This is a genomic window from Paraburkholderia sp. RL18-101-BIB-B (assembly GCF_046026985.1).
Classification (GTDB): domain Bacteria; phylum Pseudomonadota; class Gammaproteobacteria; order Burkholderiales; family Burkholderiaceae; genus Paraburkholderia.
This window is the reverse complement of the sequence record NZ_JARESV010000006.1, coordinates 108,737-128,055: the sequence shown is the minus strand read 5'-3', so window position 1 is coordinate 128,055 and position 19,319 is coordinate 108,737. Positions and strand designations below refer to the sequence as shown.

Below are 19,319 nucleotides of genomic sequence, written 5' to 3'. Positions count from 1 at the left end.
AAAGTTCCTCAAGTTTTTTTAAGGGACGCCGTCAACCTTCACTGAGGCGGCCAGCAATGAACGAGTGCTTCCGCCGATGCCAACGTGGCGTATTGGGCTCAAGGCTTATTTAGGAGATTTTCCATGCTCGGAATCAATAGCAACATCAACTCGCTGGTTGCACAGCAAAACCTTAATGGCTCGCAAAGCGCCCTTTCGCAAGCCATCACCCGCCTGTCGTCGGGCAAGCGCATCAACAGCGCGGCTGACGATGCAGCAGGCCTGGCAATCTCGACGCGTATGCAAACGCAGATCAACGGCCTGAACCAGGGCGTGTCGAATGCGAATGACGGCGTGTCGATGATTCAAACCGCATCGAGCGCACTGTCCTCGCTGACCTCCAGCCTGCAACGTATCCGTCAGCTGGCCGTGCAAGCATCGACCGGTTCGCTGTCGTCGAGCGACCAAGCCGCTCTGCAGAAGGAAGTTTCGGCGCAGATCGCTGAAGTGAACCGTATCGCGTCGCAAACGACGTACAACGGCACGAACATTCTGGACGGCTCGGCAGGCGCAGTGACGTTCCAGGTCGGCGCGAACGTCGGTCAGACGATCAGCCTGGATCTGAGCCAATCGATGTCGGCAGCGAAGATCGGTGGCGGTCTGGTGCAAACGGGTCAAACGGTCGGTTCGTTCACGGTCAGCCTGGCTTCGACCGGCACGTACACCAGCACGGGCGCGACGATCACGTCGGTCAACGTGCTGTCGGACGGCAAGGGCGGCTACACCTTCACCGACCAGAACAACCAGGCAATTTCGTCGGGCGCAGTCACCAACATCTTCTCGGCTGGTACGGGCGCTGGTTCGGGCACGGCCATCACCAACCTGACGCTGAACGGCACGCTCGCCACGGCGATGGGTGCGACGGCTTCGGGCGTTGCAGCGGCAGCGATCGCTCAGATCAACGCGATCAACAACCCGCCGACGGTTTCGGGCCTCGACATCAGCACGGTCACGGGCGCGAACGAAGCGATGGTCTCGATCGACAACGCACTGCAGACCGTGAATACGCTGCAAGCTGCACTGGGCGCCGCGCAAAACCGCTTCACCGCAATCTCGACGTCGCAGCAAGCTGAATCGACCGACCTGTCGTCGGCACAATCGCAAATCACGGACGCCAACTTCGCACAAGAAACGGCGAACCTGAGCAAGGCGCAAGTCCTGCAACAAGCTGGTATCTCGGTGTTGGCGCAAGCTAACTCGAACCCGCAGCAAGTTCTGAAGCTCCTGCAGTAAGAGCTGACGCGGTAACGGCGATGCGCCGCGCGCAAGCGGGGCGCATCGCCGGGTTTCAAACGGCGGGAGGCATGCCTCCCGCCGTGCATTTCCGTCCCTTAGTGATGTAGCATCGCGCACCACCCAATACAGATTTCCAGACGCCCGGAGCCTCTGCATGTCCTCGATCTCAACCTCGTCTTCTACAGCAAGCGCCAACGCCGCGCTGCAGTCGGCTGCTCAATCGATCATCAGCGGCTCGACGGGCAATTCGTCGATGGACGTGTCGACGCTCGTCACGGCACTCGTGAACGCAAAGGTCGCCGGGCAAGCCTCGGCTCTGGCGGCACAACAAACCAGCGACAGCACCACGCTGTCGGCGTATGGCGCACTGAGTTCCGCGCTCAGCGCATTGCAGTCGGGCATCACGAATCTCGCCAACGGCAACACGCTGGCGACCTTCGCGGCGACCGCAAGCGGCACCGGGCTGACCGCGACAGCCGGCGTCGGCGCCGTGGCCGGCAGCTATTCGATCGCCGTGACCCAGATCGCCAGCTCGCAAGCTCTGTCGTCGGCAGCCTTCGGCTCTACGACGCAACTGGGCACCGGCACGCTGTCGATCTCGATGAACGGCAAGTCGATGGATATCAACGTCGACAGCACCAACAACACGCTGTCGGGCATCGCGTCGGCGATCAATGCGAGCAGCAGCAACCCCGGCGTCACGGCAACGATCGTGACCGGCACGGACGGCGCTCACCTTGTGCTGCGCGCGGCGAACACCGGGGCGGCCAACGTCATCAACGTCTCGACCAGCAACATCACCAGCGACACCGGCCTGTCGAGCCTCGGCGTGACGTCGACCGCCAGCACCACGGGCGGCCAGTCGACCATCACGTCGGCCAATTCGGGCAGCGCCTGGACGCAGAGCGGCTTCGCACAGGACGCGGAGTACACGATCGGCGGAATCGCGGGCAGCAGTTCCAGCAACGCGGTGACCGGCGCTATTTCGGGCGTGACGATCAACCTGACGGCGGCGGCCGTGGGCACGCCCGCGGGCACCCCGCAGATGTTGACCATTGCGCAGGACACCACCGCGCAGAACACCGCGATCAACAATTTCGTGAGCCTGTACAACACCGTCGTGACGACGATGTCCACGCTCACGTCGTTCAGCTCCGGCTCGACGTCGCAAGGGCCGCTGTTGGGCGACTCCACGCTGCAGACGATCAAGAACACGCTGGCCAACATAATCGGAGGCTCGGTCGGCTCGGGCAGCACCGGCACCACGCTGGCGGCGATCGGCATCACGCTGAAGGACGATCCGGCCGACGGCACGATGGTGGTCGACAACAACGCGCTGAACACTGCGCTGACGAGCAGCCCGGCCACGGTCGCGTCGCTCTTCAACTCGACCAACGGCATTGCCGAGCAGTTGAACGCCAGCATCACCACGTTCACGCAAACCGGCGGCATCATCGACACGCGCAACACCGCGCTGAACGCCGACCTGAAGAGCATCACCACGCAACAAACCGCACTCGCCGACTACACGACACAACTGACGAACCAGTATCAGGCGCAGTTCACCGCCCTGAACACGTTGATGGCGACCATGAACAACAATTCGCAATACCTGACCGCGCTGTTCGGCGGCACCAACAGCGCGGGCGCGCTGGCCACGAACAAGAGCTAAGCCATGGACGCGCACAACATGAACCAGACGGAATTGGTCGAGCGCGTGCTCTCCATCACGCGCGAAATCGAGCAGGCGGCCTCGTTGGCGGATTGGCCGGAAGCCGCCCGCCTGACCGAAACGCGCTCGCCGCTGCTGATGTCGCTCAGCGCGGATCAGGAACCGGGCGCGCTGGACATGATCCGCCAGATCCAGGCGATCGACGCGGCGCTGCTTGCGGACGCGGCAGTCACCCAGAACGAGCTGCATATCGAGTTCGAAGCGGCCATCGGGCGCACCAAGGCCGCCGGCGAATACCAGCGGATGGCCCGCCTGTAAAAATCACCCGGAGCGGAGCCGCGCAAGGCGACATCCGCTCCCCAAAAGCCGGTTCAGCCGGTCGACCGAATAATAAGAACTACGTGCCGAAGTGAGGCGCGCTCGTTCCCTCAGCCCGCCTCGTGCGGGCTTTTTTCTTGCCTTCCGGCTTTCCGCCACCCTCCTCCATACGCTAAACAGGCGGCCTTTTTACCGTCATCTCCGCGCATCGGAAACGCCCTCCCGGTCGCACAATTTCCGTCATAGACCATTCTGTGCTGAGACCATGACTCTCCTGTACGAGCAGCCGACGGCTGAACCCTTGACGCCCGAACAACAGCTCGAGCAAGACATTGCGCTCGTTTTGCAAACGGCGTTGGAGCACCATCACAAGGGCGAATTCGACGACGCCGAAGCGCTGTACCAGGCGATCCTCGAAGCGAAGCCGCAGCACGCGGAAGCGCTTTACGACCTTGGCGTGCTATTCGTTCAAACCGGCCGTCCCAAGGACGCGTTGCCCCATTTCGAGGTGGCGCTGGGTCAACAACCGCACAACGGCCAGTTTTGGGTGGCGTACATCAACGCATTGATCGACGCAGGCGAAACGGCCGCTGCGTGGCTCGCGCTGGAAATGGGTCAGAAGCAGGGGCTGAAGGGCCCGGCGGTAGACGGCCTGATCGTGCGAATGGCGAATCCCGGCAAGGTCGTCCCGACGCAACCCGTGGCAGTCCAGAACCCGCAGCGAGAAACCAGCGCGGCCGCCGAAACAGATGCAGAGGCTGCGAAGCCAGCCGCAGACGCCGGCAAGTCTACGATCGCATCTGGGCGGCGCGTGAGCCAACAGGAAACGACGCGATTCACGTCGCTGTACAACAAAGGCCAGATCGCCGACGCCGTCAAACTGGCACGAACGCTCACCGAGCGCTTCCCCGCCGACGGTAACGCGTGGCGCTGGTTCGGGATAGCACTGCATCGCCTGGGCCGGTACGACGACGCGCTCATTCCCTTGCGCAAAGCTGCCGAATTGCTGCCGGAGGAACTGGAAAGCCGCACCGTCCTCGCGGATACGCTGCGCCTGAAAGGCCTGCACAAGGATGCCGAAGAAGTCTGCCGCGCGATCATCGCGATCAATCCGGGGTACGCCGAAGCGCAACGGATCTATGGCATGTCGCTGGTTCACCAGGGACGCGTGGCCGAGGGCTTGGCCGCGGCACGGCGCGCGATCGAACTGGCGCCGGACACGTCCGGCATGCACAACACGCTGGGCGTGCTGCTGCTCGATCTGGGCATGGTGAGCGAAGCAGAGGAAAGCTTTCGCGTTGCGCTGGAGAAAGACCCGAAAGACGCAATCGCAGCGGACAACTATCTGTTTTCGCTCACTCACAATCCTGAAGTCGAGCAGGACACGCTGTTCGCCGAACACGTCAAATTCGCCCAACAGCACGAAGCGCCGGTACGCGCCCAATGGCCGCGTCATGTGAACAAGCGCACGCCGAACCGCAAGCTGAAAATCGGCCTCGTTTCCGGCGACCTGTTCCGTCACGCGGTCGCCTCCTATCTGCTGCCGATCATGGAGCGCCTCGCGACCGATCCCGGTGTCTCGCTGCATGTGTACAACAACCACATCGCGGTAGATGACTACACCCATCTGCTGCGCAAATGCGCCCATGAGTGGCATCAGGTCACCGGCATGCCGGACGCGCAGTTGGCGAACCGGATCCGCGACGACAGAATCGACATTCTGTTCGATCTGTCCGGCCATACGGGTCGCAATCGCCTTCTCACGTTCGTGCGCAAGCCCGCGCCGATCCAGGTCAGTTGGCTCGGTTACCCTGCCACGACCGGGCTAAGTGCGATGGACTATTACCTCGTGGACCGGTTCGGCGTGCCGTTCGGCCCTGCGGAGCAAATGTTCTCCGAAAAGATCGTGCATTTGCCGGCGAACGCGCCCTTCCTGCCGGAAGAAAGCGCGCCGCCGGTCAACATCCTGCCAGCCATGCACAACGGCTATGTGACGTTCGGGAGCTTCAACCGCCTCAACAAATTGCGTCCCGACGTGATCGCTCTCTGGGCGGAATTGCTGCACGCACAACCGTCGTCGCGAATGTTGCTGGGCGCGATTGCAACCGACGAGGATGAACAGCTTCTGATCGACTGGTTTGCCGACGCAGGCATCTCGCGCGAGCGCCTGATGTTCCGCCGCCGTTCGAGTATTCCGGTCTACCTGCAACAGCATTTTCACGTCGACATCTGCCTCGATACGTTCCCGTACACGGGCTCGACCACCGTGCTGAACTCATTGTGGATGGGCGTGCCGACCTTGACGATTGCAGGCAACACGTTGCCCAGCCGCGCCGGCACCACCTGGATGTCGCACGTCGGGCTCGAACAGTTCCTCGCTACAGACAAGGCGGATTTCGTCGCCAAGGGCGTTGCACTGTCCTCCGATATCTCCGCACTCGCCGCGCTGCGCACGGGCTTGCGTGAACGCTGCATGGCGTCGGCGGCATTCCGGCCTGAAGTGGTCGCTGCAGGTTTGTCCCGCGCGTTGCGAATCATGTGGCAACGCTGGTGCGACGATCAGCCGCCCGTCGCATTCGAAGTCACGGCGCAAGAAGCCATTGCCGCCACGGACGACACCACCGCGTCGCCCAAATCAGGGGAAAACAAATGAACGCTGCCTTACCGCTTGGGGCCATCGCGCCGCAGATCGACGAGCGCATTTACGTTACCCAGCCGCATCTCCCGCCGCTCGAAGAATTCATTCCCTATCTTCAACAGATCTGGGACAGCAAGATCCTGACCAATGCCGGTCCGTTTCACCAACAGTTCGAAGCGGCGCTGTGCAAGTACCTCGGCGTCAAGCATCTTGCGCTGTTCACCAACGGCACGCTGGCGCTGCTCACCGCGCTGCAGGCGTTGCGCGTGACCGGCGAGGTCATCACGACGCCCTATTCGTTCGTTGCCACCGCGCACTCACTGGTCTGGAACGGCATCAAGCCGGTATTCGCCGACGTCGATCCGCACACGCTGAATCTCGACCCCGCCAAGATCGAGGCAGCGATCACGCCGCAGACCACCGCGATCATGCCGGTGCATTGCTACGGCAAGCCGTGCGACGTCGAGGCGATCCAGAAGATCGCCGACAACTACAATCTGAAGGTGATCTACGACGCGGCCCATGCTTTCGGCGTGCAGACCGAAACCGGCAGCGTGCTCGAGCACGGCGACCTCGCCGTTCTGAGCTTCCACGCGACCAAGGTCTTCAACACGTTCGAAGGCGGCGCGATCATCTGTCAGGACGCCAAGACAAAGCAGCGTATCGACCATCTGAAGAACTTCGGTTTCGTCGATGAAGTGACCGTGGTTGCGTCCGGCATCAACGGCAAGATGAGCGAGATCAACGCGGCATTCGGGTTGCTTCAACTGCAGCACATCGATGAAGCACTGGCACGGCGCGCGCGGATCGACGCGATCTACCGCGAACGGCTGCGCGACGTGCGCGGTATTAGCTGCGTGCCGAAAGCGGGCGAGAAAGTGGCGAACCATTCGTACTTTCCGATTCTCGTCGGCCCGGACTACCCGATCAGCCGCGATGCGCTGTATCAGAAGTTCCGCGACGAGAACATTTACGCGCGCCGATATTTCTATCCGCTGATCTCGGACTTCCCGATCTATCGCGGCCTGCCTTCCGCGCGCCCCGAAAATCTGCCGGTTGCGCACGCCGCTTCGCAACAGATACTGTGCTTGCCGATTTTCCCGGCACTGACGGACGGCATGCTCGATCGCATCGTCGGGATCATCGCGGGTAGCTGAACGTCATGAAGCTCGCGATCATGCAGCCCTACCTGTTTCCGTACATCGGATATTTCCAACTGGCGGCGGCAGTCGACAAGTTCGTCTTTTACGACGATGTGAACTTCATCAAGAATGGCTGGATCAACCGCAACCGGATGTTGCTGGGCGACCAGGTGCGTTACCTCACCGTGCCGCTCAGCGGTGCGAGTCCTTCGTTGAAGATTAACGAGGTACTGGTCGAACCGCGCGAGCGCTGGTTACGCAAACTGCTCGAATCGATTCGGCATGCGTATGCCAAAGCGCCTCACTACCCGCAGGTCAGCGCACTGATCGGACGGATTCTGGCCGAGCCTCTCGCACCTGTTTCGCTGCTCGCGTCGCACACCGTCATGGAAATTTGCAGGTACCTCGAGATCGATACCGAGTTCGTCCCATCGTCGACGAAGTACGGCAATGCGCAACTCAAGGGCACCGAGCGGGTTATGGACATCTGCGCGAGAGAACAGGCGAGCACCTACGTGAATCTGCCGGGTGGCCGCGAACTTTACGATAGTGCGGCATTCTCGGCGCGCGGCATCGAGCTCGCCTTCATCGAACCGAATCTGTGTCCTTACGCGCAGTTCGACGACGCATTTCACCCCGCCTTATCGATTCTCGACGTCCTGATGTTCAATAGCAAAAACAGCGTCAGAGATATGCTGTCCGTCGAGGTGGCAGCATGATCGCGTGCGGGCCGCGCGCAATCGGCGGATATTTCGAACTCGAACTGCCGCGGACCGAAGCGACGCTCCACGACGATGCGCTGCGTTTTCAGTCGTCACGAGCGGCGTTTCTCGCACTGCTTCGGGCGATGCGGCCGACTGTCGTCTGGATGCCCTGGTACATTTGCGACGCAATGATCGAGCCGCTGCGCATGACCGGCACGCCGGTCAAACGCTATCGGCTCGACGCCGAATTGCGCGCGCAGTCTGTCGATGTCGCGCACGGTGAGTGGTTCGTCTACGTCAACTATTTCGGCTTGTGCGCTCAACAGGTCGACGACGTGCTCAGCCGGTTCCCGCGTGAACGCGTCGTAATTGACAATGCGCAGGCGTTGTTCGCGCAACCCGCCGATTGCCTCGCCACGCTGTACTCGCCGCGCAAATTCCTTGGCGTGCCGGATGGCGGGTACCTCGTCACACAGCAGCCGATCGCGATGCCGGAAGCGACCGACGATGCCTCGTTGCTGCGCTGCGGGCATCTGCTGACGCGGCTCGCGAAAGACGCCGAAGCAGGTTATGCCGACTACGCTGCGGCCGAAGAAAGCCTGAAACACCAAGAGCCGTTGCGCATGTCGGCACTGACTCAAAGGCTGCTCGCGGGCGTCGACTATGAAAGCGTCCGCGCACGGCGAGCCGAAAATTTCGCCTTTCTGCATGAGAAATTGCAGCGCTACAACCGCTTCACGTTTCGCTATGACGAACACGCGGTGCCGCTCTGCTACCCGTTTTTCGGCGTGCCCACCGGCGTGCGCGAAGCGCTTCGGGCGCAACGCATCTATACGCCCACCTACTGGCCGGACGTTGCGACCGCTGAAGGCGCGCCGGACTTCGAACGCAGCCTTCCTGACTCGACCTTGTGCCTGCCATGCGATCAGCGGCTGACGCACAACGATCTGGCGCCGATGGTGCAACACTTACTGGACCGACTCGCATGAACGACAACACGATATTCCTGCGCGAGATCGAACGCGGCGACCTGTCGACCATCAACACATGGCGCGCCGACAAGGCGCTGGTCAGCCACTTGGGCGGCGCCTTCCGGTATGTGGGCACCGAGATCGACAGTAAATGGTTCGATAGCTATCTCGGCTCCCGGGCGAATAACGTGCGTCTCGCCGTGTGCCTCGCGTCTACCCAGGCAGTGGTCGGCGTGACGTATCTGCTAGGCATCGACTGGGTGAACCGCTGTGCGGAGTTCTCGATTCAGATCGGCGCCGAGACGGCACGCGGCCGGGGCATCGGCGAGGCCGCCACGCGCCAGACACTCGAACACGCATTCGGCGACCTCAACCTCAACCGTATCTCGTTGACCGTGCTCGCGTCCAATGCACGCGCCATCGCGCTCTACGAGAAAGTGGGCTTTCGCGCCGAAGGTCTTTTACGCCAGGCGGCCTTCAAAGGCGGCCGTTATCTCGACGTCATGCCGATGGCCATCCTGGCTGCCGATCGACACTGAGCCTTTTACTTTTGCCGTTGCCTCGCTCCACTCATGAACACGATTGACGATCAACACCACACCGCGCTCGCCACGGCGGGCTGGACGGTGCTTCCCGGCCTGATTCGCCGCGAATTGCTCGATTCGCTGGTGAAGGCGCTCGATCCTTCGCTCGCGTTGCGCGACCAGATCAGGCGACGCAACGGTGTGCAGGAAAACAGCGCAGGCACCTTGCATCACCTTCTGATGGATGACCCGTGCTACGTCGAATTGCTGGCGGAGCTCTCAACGCTGGAGCGGGTTTTCAAAGGATACTTTCAAGGCAACTTCGTTCTGAATTCGTACGGCGGCGTGATCAACGAGCGCGACTCGCGCTCTTACGTACAAAACGTGCACCGCGATATCCGCTTCGGCTCCGACTCACGGCGCTTCATGGTGAACGCGCTGGTGATGCTCGACGATTTCACGCTGGCCAACGGCGCAACGCATATTCTTTCGCACTCGCAAAACCTCCAGCAGCAGCCCACCGACGAGCATTTTTACGCGCAGGCGTCACGAGCTACCGGGGAACGCGGTTCGGTTCTGCTGTTCGATTCGCGCATGTGGCACGCCACCGGCCGCAACACCACCGATGCGCCGCGCCGTGCACTGACACTGACGTTCACCAGCCCCTTCTTCAAGCCGCAACTCGACTACGCGCGGCTGTTCGGATACAGCAATCTCGACCGCTGCAACGCCTGGATGCGCCAGGTGCTCGGCTTCAACGCCCGGGTGCCTGAGTCGCTCGATGAGTTTTACGTGCCGGTGGAGCAGCGGTTCTATCAACGCGGACAGGATTGACGACCATGAGCAGAGACTACGACGCAGAAGCGAAAGATCATCCCGAACATCGCTACGCTTATGACTTCGATTATCTGATGCATGAATACATGCTTCGAACATTTGCACCGTTCCACGTCAGCGGCAACGCGCTCGAACTGGGATGCTTCGAAGGTAACTTCACGCGACTCCTGACACAGCGCTTCGATTCACTGGAAGTGGTCGAGGCATCGGCGGACTGCATCGCCGTTGCGTCAGCCAAGACGAAAGGCGCCGTCAAATTCCATCACTCGACGTTCGAGACTTTCGAACCCGCGCGACGCTACGACAACATCTTCCTGATCCACACGCTTGAACACCTCGATCATCCGGTCGAAGTCCTGAGCCGGATCCGTGGCTGGTTATCGGAAGGTGGCCGCCTGTTCGTGGCTGCTCCGAATGCGCGCGCCGGATCGCGGCAAATCGCGGTCAATATGGGGCTGATCGACCATCACGCGGCCGTGACGACGGCTGAAGCCGCACACGGTCATCGCGTGACTTATTCGATCGATACGCTGCGAGCCGATCTGCGTGCGGCAAAGCTCCGCCCGGTCACCGAAGGCGGCGTCTTCTTCAAGGGCCTTGCCAACTTCCAGATCGATGCCGCATTGAAGGCCGGTATCATATCCAGAGCGTATCTGGATGGCTGTTTCGAGTTGGGGCGCGTTTATCCTGACTTGTGCTCCAGCGTGTACGCGATATGCGAGCGCGGCACGCGCGGTTGATCGGCTTCGGTCCGGATGTGAAGGATATCCCAGCCGCACGGAACCAGCGGCCGGACAGCAGCAGGTAATAACGGTTGTCGCGCGGCTCGACAAAGAGCGCATGGCTCCAGGACGCAAGCGGCACGCTGCATCTGAATGCCGCGGGCTACTGGTACGACGCGGCATCGCTCGACGGCGTGGCGTATCAACTCAGCACCGCCGCGTGGCGGGTCAACGCGGCGAAAAACGCACAAACGAATCTGCAGTCCGACCCGATGCGGCCCGCCGACGGCAAGAAATCCGCACAGGCACCGGACGTCATGATCGCTGCGCAGCCGGCCGAACTCGTGGTGACGGACGGTAAGCCGGCACTGCAACCGGTGAAGGGCGTGAATCTGCTCTCTGTCACCAACGCCGACCGTCCGGCACCGCGCCTGTCACGCATCACATGCCGCGGCGTCACTGAAACGTCGCATTGACCGACAGTTGCACCGCATTACCCTTCGGCCGGTTGCTCACGTTGAACTCGTTGACCCAACGCAGCGACGCCGACACGGGTGTTTTCTGCACCTTGCCCGACCACGTGATCATCGGCCCAATGCCCACGGAATGACCCTGACTGCCGCCGACGACGTCCGCAATCCCGCCGCTGTCATGGCCGATCTGCTGGATATAGCCGCCCACCACGCCGACGCCCCAGCCGCTGCTGAAGCGCTTGAGCGCCAGCAGATCGAGCACGCTGACCGGCGCGTTGTGATAGTGGGTGTCGTTATTGGGCGTGTAGAACTCAAGGCCGTAATTCAACGACAGTTCGATGTTCTCCTGCGGCAGCAATTTCGTATAGGCGATCGTCGGCGTGAAGGTCCACGTGTTCTGTCCGGCGTTGGCGAGCCGGTTCGGGTTGTACGCACCGGTCGGCGCATAGATCTGCACGCTCAACGCGACGTGGTCGGTCTTGGTCAGGTGATAGCCGGCGACCACCGGCGCGAAGAAGATATCGGCGAACTGCGTGCCGTGGTCGTTCGGCAAGCGGCCGTGAAACGACGAGATGTCGGTGTACTGAAGCGGCACGCCAAACGAGGACGCGAAATTCCAGCCGCCTACCGTAATGCCCCACGTCTTGACCGCGTTGAGAATGGTGTAGACGGCCGTCACGTCGACGCCGGCCGTCACCTGTCCGGCGATCGGAATCGACTTGCTCGCGCCGAGCGAGCCTTCGTAATAGATCGTGGCGGCCGACACGATCCAGTCGCTGGTCGGCGGGACGACGCCGCCGTAGGGCATCACCTGCTGGCCCGTGATCGGACGGCCGATGCCGCCTTCCGTCGCCGACGCCGTTTGGGAGAGACTCACGCCGACGGTGGTCAGAAACGCGCCCTTGCACAATCCGGCAACGAGCCGCCTGGCTGCGAAGAAACAGTTAGGTTGACTCATAATCGTCCTCATCGAATGGAAGTTCGGCATTCTCACTCCTACGGAACCGCATCCGGGCCGGCTGCGTCCGCAAGCCGCACTGCGCGCAAGCGCGCAGGCGTCAGGCTTCGCGCACGATTGGCGGCGGCGTCCAGTTGCCATCCAGCAGCGCTTGCTGCGGCCGGTAGGCGCGCAAGTACAGGGAGAACACCTCGTTGGCCGGCGCCGGCAGCCAATTGGCGAACTTGTCGTCGCTGGGTTTCGCGTGTTGTACTTGGAGCGTGAGCAAGCCGTCTGCGTCGAACTTCAGGTCTTTGTTCTTCGTACCGAGTGTGTAGCGGTTTTGCGGGTTGGGGGAAAGAAAATGATGCGAGTCATATAGCGTCAGCGACCAGAAACCTTTGACAGGCGGCAACCGGTCTCTATGGAAGGTCACGGTGTAGCGCCCGCTGCCATCAAGACATCGGCCCGATGCATCGGTATCCGAATAAAAACACTTTATCTCGTTGGCCTTGTTGACAAAGACGTGCGACGTCGCTATTGCCGTTCGCGAGTAGTAGTCCGTACCAAAGGCTGCACCGTTGCTGAAGGTATTCCAGTTTCCCGCAAGCCGCTTGCCGAACAGATTGAAATTGGAGAGCGGTGCGATCAGATCCGCTTCGGCTCTCGCCGTTTCGTCGATGATGGCACTTCTGAGTGCCGGGTCATGGCAAGCGGCTGCGATCAGCGCACGAGCCTGCGCGTAGAGCGCCTCTTCGCCGTGTTACGGCGGCGCTTCGTCGAGCACGGCGGGCTGTGTGTCCCAGAAACGGCTCGGATCGCCCCGTTCGATCTCTTCCGCGCTCGCGTGCGTTGCGCTGCGGGCCGCGCCGAAACCGGACAGTGCCGACCAGTCCGTTTCCTTGAACTGGCCATCGTAGTCCGCGAGTGGATACACGCCGATTTTGCTGATCAGCGACTGCACCAGTGCGCGATCTTCCGGCGTGTCGTCCATGAACACGCGCGGAATCAGCATGCCTATCGCGGTGGGCGAGCGGAACATCTGACGGATGCCCTTCGGCGCCGGGCCATGCCAGTCCGGGCCCGCCAACAGATAGAAGCCCGGCCGCGAGCCATACATCTTGCCGAGGCTCGTGAAACTATCGGTGCGCAGATCGACGGCCTGATAGACCCAGAAGCGTCTGCCGAAATCCGGTACCTGGACGATCGCCGGCGTAGTGCGCAAATCGAGCATCGCGCAACCGTCAATCAGATCGCGATTTGGGCAGCCGACGTAGCGCGTTTGCGGCTGAGCATAATCGCGCAGCATCGCGAGACGGTTGGGCGGAGCGACCGGCGCGACGCCTCCATTCAGCCCCGGCCGCGGCACCTGCTGCATCGCCAGCAATCGGCGGTAGACATTCACCAGCGGCCACGCCCAGAAATAGGTTTGGCGCGCCACCAACCGCGCGTATTCCTCCGACATCATGTCGCCCGCCACCGGACCGGGCACGGACGCCGCGCCGGCCGTCGCGGCAGACCACGGACGCTGCTGCATCTTCGCAAGGATCGGCGCGGCAACCGACGCCAGCACGGCCGCCGTCACCCATGTCGCCGCCTTCCTATGCATGTCGATGTCCGGGTCGTCCATGCGCGCCTCAGAGCTTCTGCAGTGTCGGAAACGTCCAACTGCCGTCGAGCACGGTCTGGTCCGGCCCGTAGATTCGCATGACGAGGTCATACGCACCGACAGGCGCGGGCAGCCAGTTCGACATTTCGTTCGCGCCCGGCGCCTTGTTCTGCACGTAGATATCCAGCGAACCGTCCGCACCGTATTTCAGCCCCTGAGTACGATCACCGACCGAGTAACGGTGAATCGGATTCGCCACCAGATGGCGCGCCGGCAAATCGTAAAGCGTCATCGACCAGAAGAACTTCGCCGGCGGCAGATCTTTTTTGTCGAAGTGCAGGACGTAGGGCTGTGAACCGATCAATTGCTGATGCTCGGCATTCACGCGCGTCCCGACGTACACCGCTTCCTCCTTCGTGTTGCCGTAGATGCCCATCGCCGCGGCGACGGCGCGCGTCGTGTAATCGTCTTTCAGATCGGCGCGGCTACCGAACAGGTCGAAGGAACTGGTGGTGCGCTTTTCCGCGTCGGCCAATGCGGCTTTGCCGTCGGCGACGCCCGCTTCGAGCGCCGCGCGTGTGTCGGCTGGCAACGCGGCCGGATCGAACGGTGCGCCAGGTGCAATGCCGATCTTCGCGAAGCGTGCCATCAGCTCGCGCTCCGACGGCGCGGGCGGCTGCGTGAACTGCAACAGGAAGTTCAGGTAGGCAATGAAGTCGACCGAGGTCGCCTTCGCTTCGTCCCATTTCGGAAAGTTCAGTTTCGGGGCGGACGGTGGTGCGGCCGTGTGTTCGAAAGCGGACAACGGCGTGAGCTTGTACTGCTTCTGGATCGCCTGCACGTTCTTGACGTCGCTCGCGCCGTTGAGCGCCGTGCGGCCGAGCGTCAGAATCAGGTCGGTCTCCGAGCGGAACACCTTGTCGATGCCCTTGGGCGTATCGCCGTGCCAGTTGGATCCGGCGAACAGATAGTGGCCCGCGCCGTTACCCGTGGTGCGCGAACCGACGTACGCGAAGTTATAGGTAAACAGGTCGATCCACTGGAACACGTAGTAGCGCTCGTTCGGCACCGCCGGCACCGTCAGCACCCACGGTTCGCGGCGCAGATCGAGCCACGCCCACGAGTACGGCGTGTCGTTGTTCGGCGTGACGATTTCCTTGTTCTCGGGACCGTACGGCCGCGAGTAGTTGCGGAACTTGCCAAAGCCGCCCACGTACGACTTCGAAGTGGGATCGACTGCCTGCTGATAGAGCGTCTTGTAGTTGAACAGCATCGGATAGGCGTACAGGAACGCATCGCGGGCGATGCCGCGCGCTTCGTCCGGAGAAGCGGTCACCGCGGCGGCCGGGGCGCTCGTTTGCGCCGTCGCCGGCATCTGCGGCAGCACGGCCAACGCCAATCCGGCGACGCATGCCTGCATTCCCACGCGTTTTAAAAACGTCATCGCTAGGCTCCCCTCGAGTTCTCGTTTATTTGCCAAACGTCATGTTCAGGCCAGCAAAAATCGTGAACTGCGGCACGCCCGCACCGGAATGCGCGATCGAGTATTGCGGTTCGATGAACGCATTGTAGATCGTCGAACCGCCCTTCCATGCCTTGCCCGCGCCGAGGCCGACGGGGATGTAGTAGCTGCCGTGCTGCAGATCGAACGTCCATATGCCGGTCGAACGGATGTACCAGCCGCCGGGCAGATTGAATATGCCAAAGGGCTGCGCGGTCAGCGATTGCGTGGTGGGCCGGCTGCTTTGTCCGGCGAACGAGTGCTGCCACTGCACGAGCCCGCCGATCAGCCGCGCCCGGGTGGCGCTCACGGCAACAGCGGCAAGACCTGCCTGCCACTTGCCGGTGCCGAGGCTCGGATCGGTCGCGGTCGGCATGGTGACGAGCGGGCCCACGCCGAGCTGCACGTCGCCTTCCGAGAGCAGAAAGATGTCGAACAGATTGAGGTCGCCGAGGCCGGTGTTGTAGCCGCCGCTCGGATCGGGCCGCGTACTGAGCGGCACCGTGCCGCGGAAGATTTGCGGCACGCCGGTCAGGCTATTCGGGCCGACCAGCACGGTAGGGCGCAGCAGCAGGTCGTTGGTGTGCGCACTAGCGCCGAATACGCTCGGCGTGTAGTAATTCTGGATGTTGAATGAGGCGGCGAGATTGAGCGGGTTATTGCTTTTATTGGCGTCGTCGGCGGATGCCTGAGCGAAGACCGGCGACGACACGAACGCGGCAGCGCATAATGCCCCCGCCCCAAACACGCAGCTTTAACCCACTATCGAGCCTCGTTTTATGGCCATTTCTTATAGGCGAGCACCTGCCTTTGCCTGACGCGAAATCATTTCAAAGGGATGGCGTTCGGGTGACTGATTTAAATCGAATTCATCTCGCGCGCGTGTTCGCGCGTCCGGGCAGCCATGTGCAGCCGGACGCGATGTCACGCAAATAACCCGCGTTATGTCGCTTGAACAATCTGGAAAGACGGCGCAGCTGGATACACGGCTTGCATGAGCGCTCCTTGAAACGAGAGACGCCGCATCAAACGAAGCATGCGAAAAGAAGAAGATTCACCACGCTGGCATCGTTAGGAATACTAGCAACGATTCTGGAAATTACAGAGATAAATTTGTAACGCGGCCGAAAGCCAGATCAATCGGGTCCGACTTCCCCGCTTGTTCAATTGGCATTTTTTATGACGGAACAGGCTCAACCGTCATGTCGAAAAAATCCCACAAGGGCTGCAATAACCGCTTTGGCCCATTAGACTTGCGCTCGCTTGAATTCGACCCACCGCTTTCGATGAGGCTTTCATGATTCGCACGTTGCACCGGTACTGCATTGCCTTCACCGTTGTCCTTCTTTCCGCTTGCTCCGTGACGCCGCGCCAGGACGCCATGTCGCAGACCGGTGAATCGACGGCCGCCGGGTTGGCGTCATGGAACGACACGAAGACCAAACGCTCTATCGTCGACTTCGTCACGCTGGTGACGACGCCCGAGTCCAAGGACTTCATCCCGCGCGCCGACCGGATCGCCGTGTTCGATAACGACGGCACGCTGTGGCCGGAGCAACCGGCCTCGGTGCAACTGGTGTTCGCGCTGCAACGTGTGAAGACGGTGGCCGCGCGGCATCCGGAATGGAAGCGTCAGGAACCGTTCCGCTCAATCCTCAAAGGCAATCTCAAGAATGTGGCGGCAAGCGGCGACGCCGGCTCGATGCGGGTGTTGGCGGCGGCCCACGCCGGCCTGACGGGCGACCAGTTCGCCGCGCTCGTGCACGAATGGTTCGATGCCGCGAACGACCCGCGCTTCAACCGGCCTTACGCCGATCTCGCGTATCAGCCCATGCTCGAGTTGCTCGCCTATTTGCGCGCGAGCGGCTTCAAGACCTATCTGGTGACGGGCGGCGACGTCGAGTTCGTCCGCGACGTGGCTCAGCGCATGTACGGCATTCCGCCCGAGCAGGTGATCGGCAGCACCGTGAAGTATCGCTACGGCCAGAGCAACGGCGCGGTCTCGCTGACGCGCCTCGCGCAAGTCGACACGCTGGTCGACGGCTCGGCCAAACCGCTTGCCATCGATCGCGTGATCGGCCGACGTCCGGTGATCGCGTTCGGTAACGCGGACGGCGACGCGCCGATGCTCGAATGGACCTCGGTAGGCGACGGCCCGCGCCTCGCCGCGCTCGTGCATCACACAGACGCGCAACGCGAATACGCGTACGACCGCGCGGCGAAGAGCGGCAAGCTCGACAAAGGTCTGGACGAGGCCGGCGCGAAAGGCTGGCTCGTCGTCGATATGAAAGATGATTGGAAGACCGTGTTCAAGCCTGAAGGCGCGATGACGGCAGCGGCGCCGGCGACGCCCCCGGCGAACTGAGCCTGAACCGCTGAAGGCCATTCGTCAGCGGCCTTCAGCGGTTGTTAGAGTTGTCGCGCTATGACTGGCTTTAGCGCCTTGTCTAGCGACTCAGCGTAATCGCCAGATACGTGGCATAGAGCGCGCCGCAAACCAGCAACGCCCACACCGGCACGCCGCGCTCGCGCACGTTGAGCCGCAGCCACGCCGCCGCCGCGAGCGTGATCACGATGCCGGTCACCACTTCGATGCGCGGCACCCACGGCGTCAGCAGAATACCGATCGCTGGCAGCAAGGTGCCTTGGAACACCATCGCGCCGGTGATGTTGCCGAACGCCAGCGTGTCCTTGCCGCGGCGAATCCACAGAATGCTGTTGACCTTCTCGGGCAGCTCGGTGGCGATAGGAATGATCAGCAGCGAGAGCAGCAGCGGCGACACCCCAAGCGCCTGCGACACGCCGCGCACACCATGGATGAAGCCTTCCGCGCCCCACACCAGCAGCGCGACGGCCAGCGCCAGTTGCACCACGATGGTCGCGAGGTTGGTCGGCACGCCAAGGCGCGAGATCAGCATCTTGCCCGGCGCTTCGGTGCCGTGGCCGGCATCGACCAGATCATTCGATGCGCGGAAGGTCATCACCACATAAGTGACGTACACGCCGACCAGCGCCACGCTGAAGAACGCGCGCACCATCATCTGCTCATGCGGCACGTACATCGCTGCGGCGGCCAGCACGAACGCGCACAGGAAATAGTTGAGGTCGCGCGTGAAGCCCGTACGCTCTGGCGCGACCCAGCCGCGCGCGCCGCGTGAACCGAGAATCGCAAGCGTCATGAGGAAGGTGGAGAGGGTGGAGAGCATCAGCGGCGCGCCGAGAATCGCGCCGACGCCGATCTCCTGATTGACCGCGCTATCCGTCGTGCCGCCCGCGATCGCGAGCAGCGGCACTAGCGTCTCGGGCAGCGCTGTGCCGACAGCGGCGAATAGCGAACCCGTTACGCCTTCGGAAATCTTGAGGCGTTCGCCCAGATGCTCGAGCGCATTGGTGAAGAGCTCGGCCGCCACCAGAATGACGACCAGCATGATGCCAAGTTCGAACAGGAGACCAGTCATGCGCGGCGCTCCGCATACACGCAGAGGCGGTGCGGCGGACGGGCAGAAGGGGAGACTGGCAGGGTACGACGTTGTTTCACAGGGCAACTCCGCGGTCGGACGTAGATGACAAACCAATGACGCACCGCCGCCCGTCCGACCAGAACGAGGCAGTGCGTCAATGGTCTCGCCAAACCGACCCGGTCGAACGCGCCATGACCCGCAGGCCAAGTATGTTGACGCGCTCTCCTTCAAAGGATGAAGGAAGTCGGGACACGACAAGGCCGCAAAAAAACAAAAGGGCTTAGCGCATTCTGCGTAAGCCCTTGAACGAGATCGACTCTCTATGGTGCGCCCGGCTGGGATCGAACCAGCAACCCCTGCCTTCGGAGGGCAGTACTCTATCCATTGAGCTACGGGCGCTTCAACACGAAAGCGCGGCAACCAGAACGGATGCGACGCCAAAGCGAGACCGAAAGGATACCCGGTTTCGGCCACACCGTCCACCGGACGGCCCCAATGACGGCATTCGGCGGCTTTCCGACAACCCTCGCGATGC

Annotated in this window: 18 protein-coding genes, 1 tRNA gene and 1 riboswitch; of the genes, 12 read left to right on the top strand and 7 right to left on the bottom strand. The window is 62.0% G+C overall.

Annotation, left to right across the window (positions count from 1 at the left end; all coding sequences use genetic code 11):
• The first annotated feature begins 123 nt into the window (after positions 1-123).
• The 11 genes from P0D73_RS12500 (at position 124) to P0D73_RS12450 (ending at position 11,279) form a co-directional block, all read left to right on the top strand.
• Positions 124-1,272, top strand: coding sequence for a flagellin (locus P0D73_RS12500; RefSeq protein ID WP_408312468.1), 1,149 nt, complete (start codon positions 124-126; stop codon positions 1,270-1,272).
• Positions 1,273-1,429: 157 nt separating this feature from the next.
• A complete protein-coding gene (gene fliD, locus P0D73_RS12495) occupies positions 1,430-2,947 on the top strand; it encodes a flagellar filament capping protein FliD (protein WP_132376568.1) in 1,518 nt (505 codons plus the stop codon).
• A gap of 3 nt (positions 2,948-2,950) precedes the next feature.
• Complete coding sequence (gene fliT, locus P0D73_RS12490) at positions 2,951-3,265, top strand: flagellar protein FliT (RefSeq protein ID WP_408176394.1); 315 nt, start codon at positions 2,951-2,953, stop codon at positions 3,263-3,265.
• 265 nt (positions 3,266-3,530) lie between these two features.
• Positions 3,531-5,918, top strand: a complete 2,388-nt coding sequence (locus P0D73_RS12485; RefSeq protein WP_408176393.1) for a tetratricopeptide repeat protein — start codon at positions 3,531-3,533, stop codon at positions 5,916-5,918.
• Positions 5,915-7,060 (top strand): dTDP-4-amino-4,6-dideoxy-D-glucose aminotransferase VioA, encoded by a 1,146-nt coding sequence (gene vioA, locus P0D73_RS12480; RefSeq protein ID WP_132376565.1) that lies wholly within the window; start codon positions 5,915-5,917, stop codon positions 7,058-7,060. The genes P0D73_RS12485 and vioA overlap by 4 nt, the downstream gene beginning before the upstream one ends.
• Positions 7,061-7,065: 5 nt before the next feature.
• Complete coding sequence (locus P0D73_RS12475; RefSeq protein WP_408176392.1) at positions 7,066-7,764, top strand: WbqC family protein; 699 nt, start codon at positions 7,066-7,068, stop codon at positions 7,762-7,764.
• Entirely contained in the window at positions 7,761-8,738 is a 978-nt protein-coding gene (locus tag P0D73_RS12470; RefSeq protein WP_408176391.1) for a hypothetical protein, read from the top strand. The genes P0D73_RS12475 and P0D73_RS12470 overlap by 4 nt, the downstream gene beginning before the upstream one ends.
• Entirely contained in the window at positions 8,735-9,259 is a 525-nt protein-coding gene (locus tag P0D73_RS12465; protein ID WP_408176389.1) for a GNAT family N-acetyltransferase, read from the top strand. Before P0D73_RS12470 ends, P0D73_RS12465 begins: the two co-directional genes overlap by 4 nt.
• Positions 9,260-9,292: 33 nt before the next feature.
• Positions 9,293-10,078 (top strand): phytanoyl-CoA dioxygenase family protein, encoded by a 786-nt coding sequence (locus P0D73_RS12460; RefSeq protein WP_408176388.1) that lies wholly within the window; start codon positions 9,293-9,295, stop codon positions 10,076-10,078.
• A 5-nt stretch (positions 10,079-10,083) separates the two neighbouring features.
• On the top strand, positions 10,084-10,821 hold the full coding sequence (locus P0D73_RS12455; protein WP_408431524.1) for a class I SAM-dependent methyltransferase: 738 nt from the start codon (positions 10,084-10,086) through the stop codon (positions 10,819-10,821).
• Positions 10,822-10,895: 74 nt separating this feature from the next.
• Entirely contained in the window at positions 10,896-11,279 is a 384-nt protein-coding gene (locus tag P0D73_RS12450; RefSeq protein ID WP_408431522.1) for a hypothetical protein, read from the top strand.
• Here P0D73_RS12450 and P0D73_RS12445 read toward each other — a convergent pair.
• The 5 genes from P0D73_RS12445 to P0D73_RS12425 form a co-directional block, all read right to left on the bottom strand.
• The gene (locus tag P0D73_RS12445) at positions 11,260-12,234 is read right to left on the bottom strand and encodes a SphA family protein (protein ID WP_408176384.1); all 975 of its coding nucleotides are present in this window, start codon (positions 12,232-12,234) and stop codon (positions 11,260-11,262) included. The two genes, P0D73_RS12450 and P0D73_RS12445, sit on opposite strands and share 20 nt — an antisense overlap.
• Positions 12,235-12,334: 100 nt before the next feature.
• Positions 12,335-12,715 (bottom strand): DUF1214 domain-containing protein, encoded by a 381-nt coding sequence (locus P0D73_RS12440; RefSeq protein WP_408431603.1) that lies wholly within the window; start codon positions 12,713-12,715, stop codon positions 12,335-12,337.
• 261 nt (positions 12,716-12,976) lie between these two features.
• Complete coding sequence (locus tag P0D73_RS12435; RefSeq protein ID WP_408431520.1) at positions 12,977-13,843, bottom strand: DUF1254 domain-containing protein; 867 nt, start codon at positions 13,841-13,843, stop codon at positions 12,977-12,979.
• Positions 13,844-13,850: 7 nt separating this feature from the next.
• Positions 13,851-15,266 (bottom strand): DUF1254 domain-containing protein, encoded by a 1,416-nt coding sequence (locus tag P0D73_RS12430; protein ID WP_408431518.1) that lies wholly within the window; start codon positions 15,264-15,266, stop codon positions 13,851-13,853.
• A gap of 25 nt (positions 15,267-15,291) precedes the next feature.
• On the bottom strand, positions 15,292-16,035 hold the full coding sequence (locus tag P0D73_RS12425) for a hypothetical protein (protein WP_408176382.1): 744 nt from the start codon (positions 16,033-16,035) through the stop codon (positions 15,292-15,294).
• Between the two features lie 585 nt (positions 16,036-16,620).
• Here P0D73_RS12425 and P0D73_RS12420 point away from each other — a divergent pair.
• Positions 16,621-17,688: an HAD family hydrolase gene (locus P0D73_RS12420; RefSeq protein WP_408431516.1), complete on the top strand. Its 1,068-nt coding sequence runs from the start codon at positions 16,621-16,623 to the stop codon at positions 17,686-17,688.
• A gap of 82 nt (positions 17,689-17,770) precedes the next feature.
• Here P0D73_RS12420 and P0D73_RS12415 read toward each other — a convergent pair whose 3' ends face one another.
• Together P0D73_RS12415 and P0D73_RS12410 are read right to left on the bottom strand one after the other, a co-directional pair.
• Complete coding sequence (locus P0D73_RS12415; RefSeq protein WP_408431514.1) at positions 17,771-18,781, bottom strand: sodium:calcium antiporter; 1,011 nt, start codon at positions 18,779-18,781, stop codon at positions 17,771-17,773.
• A gap of 93 nt (positions 18,782-18,874) precedes the next feature.
• A riboswitch (yybP-ykoY riboswitch) is annotated at positions 18,875-19,033 on the bottom strand.
• Between the two features lie 74 nt (positions 19,034-19,107).
• A tRNA-Arg gene (locus tag P0D73_RS12410) sits at positions 19,108-19,183 on the bottom strand.
• Positions 19,184-19,319 lie beyond the last annotated feature (136 nt).